This is a genomic window from Butyrivibrio sp. AD3002, from assembly GCF_000420905.1.
GTDB lineage: Bacteria > Bacillota > Clostridia > Lachnospirales > Lachnospiraceae > Butyrivibrio.
Window position 1 is genome coordinate 1 of sequence record NZ_ATVV01000052.1, and the last position, 9,088, is coordinate 9,088.

The 9,088-nt window shown below is 39.8% G+C and carries 11 protein-coding genes; 8 read left to right on the plus strand and 3 right to left on the minus strand.

What is annotated here, in order from left to right; genetic code table 11:
• Positions 1–307 precede the first annotated feature (307 nt).
• Positions 308–433 carry a hypothetical protein gene (locus G596_RS25825; protein ID WP_022763514.1) on the plus strand — a complete coding sequence of 42 codons (126 nt, stop codon included), beginning with the start codon at positions 308–310 and terminating at the stop codon, positions 431–433.
• A 32-nt stretch (positions 434–465) separates the two neighbouring features.
• Here the strand turns inward: G596_RS25825 and G596_RS0119685 are convergent, their stop codons facing one another.
• From G596_RS0119685 to G596_RS0119695, 3 genes are read right to left on the minus strand one after another with little or no spacing between them, the layout of a single operon-like run.
• Entirely contained in the window at positions 466–1,317 is an 852-nt protein-coding gene (locus tag G596_RS0119685; RefSeq protein ID WP_022763515.1) for a histidine kinase dimerization/phospho-acceptor domain-containing protein, read from the minus strand.
• A complete protein-coding gene (locus G596_RS0119690) occupies positions 1,299–1,958 on the minus strand; it encodes a response regulator transcription factor (RefSeq protein WP_022763516.1) in 660 nt (219 codons plus the stop codon). Before G596_RS0119690 ends, G596_RS0119685 begins: the two co-directional genes overlap by 19 nt.
• Positions 1,959–1,992: 34 nt before the next feature.
• A complete protein-coding gene (locus tag G596_RS0119695) occupies positions 1,993–2,847 on the minus strand; it encodes a TraX family protein (protein ID WP_022763517.1) in 855 nt (284 codons plus the stop codon).
• 270 nt (positions 2,848–3,117) lie between these two features.
• On the opposite strand from G596_RS0119695, the gene G596_RS0119700 reads away from it, so the two are divergent.
• The 7 genes from G596_RS0119700 to G596_RS0119735 all read left to right on the plus strand — a co-directional run bounded on the left by G596_RS0119700 (position 3,118) and on the right by G596_RS0119735 (position 8,942).
• Complete coding sequence (locus G596_RS0119700; protein WP_022763518.1) at positions 3,118–4,314, plus strand: ATP-binding protein; 1,197 nt, start codon at positions 3,118–3,120, stop codon at positions 4,312–4,314.
• A gap of 211 nt (positions 4,315–4,525) precedes the next feature.
• A complete protein-coding gene (locus tag G596_RS24655) occupies positions 4,526–5,458 on the plus strand; it encodes an NUDIX hydrolase (RefSeq protein WP_081646829.1) in 933 nt (310 codons plus the stop codon).
• Positions 5,459–5,465: 7 nt separating this feature from the next.
• Positions 5,466–6,656, plus strand: a complete 1,191-nt coding sequence (locus tag G596_RS0119715) for a winged helix-turn-helix domain-containing protein (RefSeq protein WP_026498216.1) — start codon at positions 5,466–5,468, stop codon at positions 6,654–6,656.
• Between the two features lie 178 nt (positions 6,657–6,834).
• On the plus strand, positions 6,835–7,437 hold the full coding sequence (locus G596_RS0119720; RefSeq protein WP_022763520.1) for a class I SAM-dependent methyltransferase: 603 nt from the start codon (positions 6,835–6,837) through the stop codon (positions 7,435–7,437).
• A 143-nt stretch (positions 7,438–7,580) separates the two neighbouring features.
• Entirely contained in the window at positions 7,581–8,060 is a 480-nt protein-coding gene (locus G596_RS0119725) for a MarR family winged helix-turn-helix transcriptional regulator (protein WP_022763521.1), read from the plus strand.
• Positions 8,057–8,614, plus strand: a complete 558-nt coding sequence (locus tag G596_RS0119730) for a flavodoxin domain-containing protein (RefSeq protein WP_022763522.1) — start codon at positions 8,057–8,059, stop codon at positions 8,612–8,614. The genes G596_RS0119725 and G596_RS0119730 overlap by 4 nt, the downstream gene beginning before the upstream one ends.
• Positions 8,598–8,942: a TIGR04076 family protein gene (locus G596_RS0119735; RefSeq protein WP_022763523.1), complete on the plus strand. Its 345-nt coding sequence runs from the start codon at positions 8,598–8,600 to the stop codon at positions 8,940–8,942. Before G596_RS0119730 ends, G596_RS0119735 begins: the two co-directional genes overlap by 17 nt.
• Positions 8,943–9,088 lie beyond the last annotated feature (146 nt).

The following is a 9,088-nucleotide window of genomic DNA, read 5'->3' on the forward strand; positions in this document are numbered from 1 at the left end:
ACAATAACAAATGCAGACATAAACGGAGCTGCAAATATCTTAAGAAAAGTATTCCCAAAGGTAACCCAATGGGATAGGGGCATAGTGGACATGCCCTGTTCTTTGGGATGCACTAAGCATCCCAAAGGTTCATGCCACTTTGCGGCATAACAGAAACCTCTTCCGACGCAGAGTCGGTGGTGGTAGTTCATCTGTTCTAGCCAAACATGGTTTTGTGGAGCCTTTGATGGTAAATCAGCGAATCAGATCCTACAAACTGAGTGATCTCGCAAGAAACAATGAGAAGATAATAAAGAAAAAGGTTTAAATGGAACAAAGAAATGTATTGGAAGCTCCGACCAAAAAGATGTATGTTTTTGAAAACTCAGCACATAGTCCTATATATGAAGAGTATGATGAAGCAAAAAGAGTTCTTGAAGAAATAAAGAATTAGCCTTCAGGATAATTCAATAAGCGAAAGTGATGCTACTTTTCAAGAATATCAAGAACGCTTAGGGCTATCTTTTCAGAATTACGAATTATGGCTTCAAGGCTTTCCTTGGATTCTTCATCGTATTCTTTCTCCATGAGAAGATCTGCGTTTCCTCTGATGACTGTAAGAGGAGTCTTGAGGTCATGGGCTATCTGAGCCATCTGAGCCTTTGAATCCTGTTCTTTTTTCCAATTATCTTCCATGGTGGCAACAAGCTCTTTTTGCATGCTGTCAGTTGCAATGTTTATCTGATCCAGCTCGTAAATGCCTGTGTTTATCGGTGATACGCTAAGATCCTGGCTCTTCAGACTCTCTGTATAATCAAATACTTTTCTAAGGCTACTCTTAATCTTTTTGATCAGAACAACAGTTGGGATCAGCACTTCCAATAGGTATGCAAGGGCAAAGGTAAAAAGAATCAGGTACTCATGAGGTGCACTTACGCAGTAGTGAATAAATGCACTTTCATCGGCGGCGTCCATACGCAGATAAACATCTTTTCCGTGAAGCAACCTGCCATTCTCAGGACTTGACTCTCTGGCGAATTTACGAAGCGCCTTCTCCTTAGAAGATGACACCTTCACAAAGATTTCTTCTCCATCAGTTGAAACCACGATAATATCTGCCCCTTCTGGGAAAAGAGCTGTGTTTATCTCACCACTTTCCTGACAATCATGAATCCAGGCTTCCACTGCTTTTTCTACATTATCTGCGGCAAAAGAGCTTTCTCTATTTAGGAAGAAAGCAATAATGAGTGCAACAAGAGTAGTAAAGCCAATTAACACGCTGACAACTGCAATATAGATGCTGATCATGCGGCTTATAGTTATGCTTCTTTTTTCCATCTGTAACCTATTCCCCATACTGTTTCAATAACGCTTCCTGCGGCAGACAGCTTTCTTCTAAGATTTTTGATGTGTTCAGTTACTGCTGATTCATCGCCATCCTTATCAAAACCATAGATCTTTTCATAAATTTGTTCCTTGGAAAAGACCTGCCCCTTGTTCCGCACAAGGAGCATAGCGATGTCAAATTCGCTTTTGGTAAGAGATAGCTCTTTTCCATTAACCTGCACAAGTCTGGAGTCAGGATAAATACTGATGCTTCCATCCTTGATGCAGGCGCTGTGATCGCGCTTATCACGTCTTATGTGGGCGGCAACCCTGGCTCTAAGCTCGGCGACGGCAAAGGGCTTTCTGATATAATCGTCAGCACCAATAGACAGGCCATAGATAACGTCTTCCTCAAGGGCCTTGGCACTTAAGAAGATGATGGGAGCGTCTGTCTTGTCGCGAATCCTGGTTAAAAGAGAATATCCATCTTCACCGGGCATCATCACATCCGTGATCAGGAGATCATAGTCTGCGAGGTTATCCGGGACCTCTTCAAAGGGCCTATGTACTGTTGTTACTTCATAATCTGAAGAAAGAGCCCTCTTTATTAGTATCAGTATGTCTTTTTCGTCATCAATAACTAGTAATTTCATCAGAATTGTTCCCATCAGCTTATATGTTTCTTAATCAAAATAATGAATAGGCAATAAGAGATATGCCATACAAAACGTAGATGTGGGCTGGGTAAAAGAGGTAAAATAACCTTGAATTTCCATGGCCACGCTGTCCATTATAGCAGAGCATGAATATAGCTGAAAAGGCTGACATCCATTCATAGGCTTCAAATATAAGAGTGTGAACATTAAATGATCCAATAGAAAGTGTCACAAGTCCAATTCCGTACAAGAGCTCAAAGATAACGTATGCATAGATTCTTGCGTTCTTGTTTTTGCAAAAGCTAAACAGATATAGGATCACACCTTCAATAAGTGTAAGAATTCCGCCATCTTCAATCATGATATGAAGAGGAAGGATTGTGAAGTTGATAAGGCTTGCAAAAAGATTAACTGTAAGGTTATCCGCAAACGGCATATATACAAAGTATATAAAGAGATATGGCAATATAACCGGGATTACCACAGCCATGATTCCAATGAAGTATTTCTTTTGCCTAATCCAATCAATTCCCATAAGTACTACTAGAAGTACCACAAAGCTTGAAAGCATAGCGTTTGCAGGCATGAAGCCATCTCCTCTGACTGCAAAGTTAAGTACATTGTAGAAGCCAAATCGTATGAGACCCATGATTATTGAGATAGAGTAGATCTTGAGAAAATATCTTTTTTTGTTGTGGGTGTGGATGAAACCTTCTATGAGGCAGAACAGGAATAAAGGAGCTGCCAGTCTACCGAGCCATGAGAACCAAATGGGTATCATGCCTGTGAATTCGAAGAAGTAGTGAATGTGGTCTAGCACCATAAATACAAGGGCCAGGTACTTAAGTTCAAAGCCTGTGAGACCGTTTTTAAGTAAGTTTTTCATTGTGAGTTCCTCCCGTATAAGGCGTAAAGCCTTTGTTTTTCCGCATTTCTTTTGTCTATGGTTAGAAGGATATCAGGCAATTATAAGGAATTTATAAGGATATTCAAAATAATAGAGCTATAGAATTGTATTCCAAAATATTAAAGCTTCCGGATCTAAACTTATAGTTTGGGATTCGGAAGTTTTTATTTTGAGTTTTCGTTTCGCAAATTTAAAAATTGATTAAATTTGCGAAATGAAATACAATTAGATAAAGGCGGTGAAATTGCGATGAAACTTATAAAAAGAGACTATTATCTAAATAAACTTTTATCGGTAAAGGATGTTCCGGACATAAAAGTTATAACAGGGGTAAGAAGAAGCGGTAAATCCAAATTGATGGATGCTTTCATAGATTTGATATCTGCTGATGATAAGGCTAATATTGTCCGAATTAAGCTGAACTTAAAGAAGTTCGAGAAACTGTTGGATGCGGACAAGCTTTATGACTACATAGAGCAACAGTATGCCCGCGATAAAACAAATTATCTTTTTATTGACGAAATACAGCTATGTGAAGACTTTGAACGTGTGATCAATAGCATTTACGAAGAAGAAATCTATGATATTTATCTTACCGGTTCAAATGCATTTCTTTTATCGAGTGATTTGGCTACGTTGTTTGGTGGAAGAGTTTATGAGATAAGTTTATACCCATTTTCCTTTAAGGAATATCTTATGTACTATCCATCAAATGATATAGATGAAGCCTTTGATTCTTATGTAAAGAAAGGTGGAATGGCTGGTTCATATCTTTATAAAACGGAGGAAGATGCCAGACAATATGTTAATAGTATCTATAGGACCACTATTACAAAGGATATTGTAAGAAAATTCAAGATAGAAAACGAAGATCTTTTGATAATGATTGGAAATTATCTTATGGATAACGTTGGCAATCAGACTTCGATAAGAAATGTGGCATCCAAACTAACATCTGGCACCTACAAAACTAATGATAAGACGGTAGGGGCGTATATGAATTATTTCTGTCGATCCTTCCTTTTTTATCCTATACAGCGGTATGACATAAAGGGGAAAAGATATCTGGAATCAGATAAGAAGTACTACCTGTCCGATTTGGCTTTCCGTTTTTCTGAGATAGGAACAAAAAATGCTGATTATGGGCATCTCTACGAAAACATTGTTGCAATAGAACTTCTAAGACGCGGATACGAAGTATATGTAGGTAAACTATATGAAAAGGAAGTAGATTTTGTCGCAATCAAAGAAGGCGAAAAGGTCTACATTCAGGTAACTGATGATATATCCAGAGAAGATACTTTTAAGCGAGAGGTTTCATCGCTTTTAGGGATTAAGGATGCTTATCCGAAGATGCTGATAGCCAGAACAAAACATGAGGAAAGTCAGCATGAAGGAATAAGGATTATCGATATCGCCAGATGGCTTTCCGATTCGCAAAAATAATATTTTTTTAAATTTGCGAAATGAACACAAATGCGGATAGTCGATTATATCCGGACATAGCCTCAAACAACTTACGCAACCCAACATAACAGATTGCACATTCATTGAAACGACGACCAGTGATCATTCGATACACGAAGTACATAAAGATGTATATATTGATGCGTTAAATTCATTGCTCAGATAATTATTATAGAGGGAGTATGGAAAAATGGGTGAGTTGTGGGATGTATACACAATAGACAGAAAATTGACCGGAAAGGCTTGTATACGTGGGGAGCAGGGAAATCTATCAAAAGATGAATTCCATCTGTGGGTAATGATTTGGATAAAAAATCCAAAGACCGGAAAATATCTGATGTCGCAGAGAACAGCCGATAAAGACACGGATCCACTTAAATGGGAAACGGTTGCGGGACATTCTATATCAGGTGAAACCAGCCTTGATGCAGCGCTTCGAGAAGTATATGAGGAAGTTGGAATTAAACTGGATCCTGAGGATGCAAGAATTGTAGCGACAAAAGTGACTACGAGCTTTGACGGACAGCGTCATAACTGGATACGTGATTCATACTATTTTGAGACAACACAGGAGCCGGATTTGAAAAAGGCCACAACCCAAGAGGTTATTCAAACGAAGTGGCTTTCTTTTGATGAATTCAAAGAAATGTATGAAAAAGGTGAATGCTGCCTCAATATGGGAGATCTTTATGGTTTTGAGTTAAACCCTGTACCGGATCATGAATATCAGAATGTCATCGGTCAGATAGTCAGAGGAAAAATTGATCGCCCAATGGGAAGTTACCACCCGCGTCACAAAAATTTGTACTACCCGGTCAACTATGGTTATGTTGATGGAGTAATCGGAGGTGACGGAGAAGAACAGGATATATATCTCCTGGGCGAAAGCTCGGCAGTTAAAGAATTCATAGGAAAAGTAATTGCTGTGTATCACAGATATGATGACAGTGAAAATAAATGGATTGTAATTCCTTGCGATGAAAATGGCAATGTGCCGGACAATATCAGGATTCCGAATAAAGATGAAATCTACGCACAGATTGCCTTTCAAGAGCAGTTTTATAATGGGGTTTTGGTGGAGGATAAAAATCATGGGATTATCGATGGAGCCTGCCGAAAATAGAGTAAATATGAAAACAATTACTAATGAACAGGCAAGACAATTTATTCTTTTAAAACAGGGATTGATAGGAACATATCGGTTTATCGGAAAAGATGGAGCATATGAGTATGTGCGCCAGGCAGGCTGCATACAGTATGATCCTGTAGATGTTTGCGGAAAAAATGCAGAGCTGACCTTGCAGTCCAGAGTTAAAGGATTTAAGAAATCTATGTTGCAGGATCTTTTGTATAAAGACCGCAAACTTGTGGACTATGCGGACAAAGAGTTATCCATATGGCCGACGGAAGACTGGCCTTATTTTTCTTCTTATAGGGATAGGAGCCATGAACTGGGAGAAACCTTTGAAGGGCTGGATGAACTTAAGGAGCAGGCGATATACTACATAGAGGAGCACGGCCCTGTGTCCAGCGATACTCTGCCTATTGAGGGAGAGATATTTTGGCATTCTTCAATGCATTGGAGTGGTAATTGGCATAAAAAGTCCCAGGCTGCAAGATCTGTACTGGAGCAGTTATATACAGACGGTGAACTTGTTATACACCACAAAAAGGGAAGTCGAAAGTACTATGATCTGGCCAAAAGACATATACCGGAGACAATTCTTAATGCAGATAATCCCTGTAAAAATGAAGACGATTTTATCGCGTGGCGTGTTCTTCGCAGAATCGGTGCGGTAGGTCTTTTGTGGGATAAAAACAGTACAGCACTTCTTGGAATAAACATAAATGCCGAGAAACGTAAAGGGATACTTGATAGGCTGATAACTGAGGGGGAAATAGTTCCGGTAATTGTGGAAGGTTTTAAGCCGCTATTTCATTACCGCGTAGAAGATGAAGAGCTGATGAAGCAGGTGCTTCAAGGAGATGCTGATCTTAAGCCCCGAATGTCTTTCATAGCTCCGCTTGATCCGCTGATGTGGGACAAAGCGCTTATAAAGGCTTTGTGGGATTTTCAGTATTCCTGGGAAATATATACTCCGGCTGTGAAAAGGAAATATGGCTATTACACATTGCCTATCCTCTACGGAGATAAGTTTGTAGGGCGTATCGAAGCCATACCGGATCGCAAAGAGGAAATTTTGAGAGTCAAAGGACTATGGTGGGAAGACGGAATCCGTCAGACGAAAAAGCTTAGTGCTGCGTTGGAGCGGACATTAAAGAATTTTGCGAAGTTCAATGATTGTATACTGGGAGAGTAAGGAGAACTGATCAAGATGGAGACTGGCGTATGGATGGGGCAATACGTTCGCATGTAATGATCTTCAAAGAATTGTGATTATAAGTGTGAAACAGGCTCAAATAAGTGTATTTGGGCCTGTTTCATTATAAGTATGATAGGATGATTCCGAAAAATCAAAGAGAAATAGGAGCAGTATTATGTTTTGGGATAAGATTTCACCTTTATATGATTTGTTTGAGAATGTATATAACGGAAAGGTTTATTCCGGAACCGGAAAGAAGGTTGCTGAATTTATCGACCCTTCTGATGAAGTTCTGGAATGTGCATGTGGAACAGGAGCAATCAGCATGTATATAGCGCAGAAGTGCAGGAAGCTGGTTGCGACTGACTGTGCTTCAGGAATGCTTAGGCAGGCATCAAAGAAATGCCGAAAATATTCGAACGTGCTATTCAAAAAAGCAGATATTACGAACATAAAGTGTAAGGATAGTCAGTTTGATAAAGTGGTGGCGGGAAATGTGATTCATCTGTTGCCGGAACCGGAGAAGGCATTGCGGGAATTGGAGCGTGTTGTTAAGCCGGGAGGAAAAGTCATAATTCCCACGTATATAAATATGTCCAAGGGGACGGGAACTGCGGCAGTAAAGGTCATTACGCTTCTTGGAGCAGATTTTAAGAGACAGTTTGATCTGGATTCCTACAAGCAATTTTTTGCAGACATGGGATATACAGAAGTTGAGTATTATGTGGTGGATGGGCGTATGCCTTGCGCCATAGCGGTAATCACAAAAAGGGTATAAGGAAGTTCATGGCCTAAGGCTTCACTATATAGCTTCGGTAAAAATGCCGGAGCTTTTTTCGTGCATAAAGAGTTGACAAAAAATAAGTAATATATTACATTGTTTATATAGGTAATATATTACATAATATAAAAGGAGTTCACATGAATTACGATGAAGTGATGAATATCGAAAAAGTAAATTTTGGAGATATGCCTCCTCAGCCATTTTTACTTGGATTACTCAGCGCGTTTGATAACAGATATCAGGCTGCAGCTGATGCATATTTCAAGGAGATTACCTGGAAACAGTTCTTTGCCATAATTTGTATCAACCTTTGCAAGGAACCTCCGACACTGAATGAGCTTTCTGATGTAATGGGCAGCTCTCATCAGAATGTGAAGCAGATTCTGCTAAAGCTTGAGAAAAAAGGCTTTGTCACAGCTGTTCCCGATGAAAAAGACAAGCGAAAGCAGCGGATATTTGTCACAGATAAATGCAGGGCTTTTTTGGAACAGAATGACAATAACGGTCAGCAGAGCCAGTACATCATTGGACGCATTTTTGCTGGGATCGATGAAAAGAGCCTGCAAACTACCATACAAACTATCATGAAAATGGAAAGGAACTTGAGCGAATTATGAAAACACTGATCATTTACACATCACAGACAGGTTTTACCAAAAGATACGCAGAGTGGCTTGCAGAGAGAATGAGTGGAGATCTGCTTGACCTTAAAAATGCGCAGAAAAAGAGTGCAGATTATTTCAAGGACTATGATGCAATCTGCTACGGCGGTTGGGCAATGGCAGGAAATATTGTAAAATGTAAGTGGTTTCTTGAAAAAGCTGTTAACTGGAAGAACAAGCGCCTGGCTATGTTCTGCGTAGGTGGCAGTCCTAATGACAATCCGGATGTAGAGGTTTTTCTTCAGAATGCTCTTACAGATGAGCAGAAGAAGTATATTAGAGTATTCTATTGTCAGGGAGGCTTTGACTATGAAAAAATGAAGCCCCAATACAAGCTTGCCATGAAGATGTTTGTATCAGTTCTGAAGAACAAGAAAAATGCTACTGAAAAAGAAAAGGGAATGGCCGAGAAATGTGCTTCATCCTACGACATCTCTGATGTCAAATATATAGAACCTATAGTGGATTATCTTGGAGAGGCGGAGAAAAACTATGAAAAAGTGGTATGATGAAGAATATGAATTTACTGTAGAGGTAACAGGTTTTTTACATGGAGATCATACAGAGAGATATTGCCGTAACGGTGAAGAAATCGGCGATGTTTACAGGTGTACCTATGGATGCCCGGTAAATGCGGACGGCTACGGAATCTGCTCAAAGACAATGATGATGCTGTTCCCTTTGATGGAAGCCGTTAGAAGCGGCGGTGATCTCACCAAAGTCGGTGGTGATGGGAAATACTCCAAAACTGTTGTATGTCCGGATGGCTGCGTGATCTTCAAACTGACGGCAAAACCATTGGGAAATGAAAACTTTCACACAGGTGGCTTTTATTGATGTATCAGCGAGAAAACTCCTTCCGACATAGTCGGTGGGGGATGAATCGCTGGCCCTCAGCGTTTCGCTTTGCTGTATCGTCCTGTTCTTTCATATTTTCTTTTGTGGTCATCCGTGCGCTGGCTTTCTATATATTTTTTCACTGT

Excerpts from the sequence above, each read along its gene's own strand:
- G596_RS0119690 (WP_022763516.1), bottom strand. The coding sequence starts at position 1,958 with ATGAAATTACTAGTTATTGATGACGAAAAAGACATACTGATACTAATA.
- G596_RS0119725 (WP_022763521.1), top strand. The coding sequence starts at position 7,581 with ATGAATTACGATGAAGTGATGAATATCGAAAAAGTAAATTTTGGAGAT.
- G596_RS0119735 (WP_022763523.1), top strand. The coding sequence starts at position 8,598 with ATGAAAAAGTGGTATGATGAAGAATATGAATTTACTGTAGAGGTAACA.
- G596_RS0119730 (WP_022763522.1), top strand. The coding sequence starts at position 8,057 with ATGAAAACACTGATCATTTACACATCACAGACAGGTTTTACCAAAAGA.
- G596_RS25825 (WP_022763514.1), top strand. The coding sequence starts at position 308 with ATGGAACAAAGAAATGTATTGGAAGCTCCGACCAAAAAGATGTATGTT.
- G596_RS0119720 (WP_022763520.1), top strand. The coding sequence starts at position 6,835 with ATGTTTTGGGATAAGATTTCACCTTTATATGATTTGTTTGAGAATGTA.
- G596_RS0119700 (WP_022763518.1), top strand. The coding sequence starts at position 3,118 with ATGAAACTTATAAAAAGAGACTATTATCTAAATAAACTTTTATCGGTA.
- G596_RS0119715 (WP_026498216.1), top strand. The coding sequence starts at position 5,466 with ATGAAAACAATTACTAATGAACAGGCAAGACAATTTATTCTTTTAAAA.
- G596_RS0119685 (WP_022763515.1), bottom strand. The coding sequence starts at position 1,317 with ATGGAAAAAAGAAGCATAACTATAAGCCGCATGATCAGCATCTATATT.
- G596_RS24655 (WP_081646829.1), top strand. The coding sequence starts at position 4,526 with ATGGGTGAGTTGTGGGATGTATACACAATAGACAGAAAATTGACCGGA.
- G596_RS0119695 (WP_022763517.1), bottom strand. The coding sequence starts at position 2,847 with ATGAAAAACTTACTTAAAAACGGTCTCACAGGCTTTGAACTTAAGTAC.